Source organism: Pseudomonas sp. SIMBA_068 (genome assembly GCF_046534705.1).
In the GTDB taxonomy this organism is placed as follows: domain Bacteria; phylum Pseudomonadota; class Gammaproteobacteria; order Pseudomonadales; family Pseudomonadaceae; genus Aquipseudomonas; species Aquipseudomonas putida.
Genome location: NZ_JAWRYI010001321.1, coordinates 1 through 246 on the forward strand (window position 1 = coordinate 1; position 246 = coordinate 246).

Annotated in this window: 1 protein-coding gene; it reads right to left on the minus strand. The window is 55.7% G+C overall.

Annotated elements, in window-relative coordinates; genetic code table 11:
- The coding region (locus SB756_RS33875; protein ID WP_410913738.1) for a hypothetical protein at nt 1–246 on the minus strand (246 nt) is incomplete at both ends.

The following is a 246-nucleotide window of genomic DNA, read 5'->3' on the forward strand; positions in this document are numbered from 1 at the left end:
TGGTAGCTTCTTCAGGGTGAGATCCGCGCCATAATCCCGCAGTTTGCCAGGCGGCATAAGCCAACTGAACCACGACACCAAAGCTGAACAGGCACACCGCCAGTGGGCGAAACCACGGAACAAAACCAATCGCCACCAGCATCGTCGTTGCCGGAAACAAACTCACAAAACTGCTCAGCACTGGATGGCGAACTTCCGCCAGCACGCTATGCGGAAAGCGCATGAGTCGGGCAATAAATGCGCTAG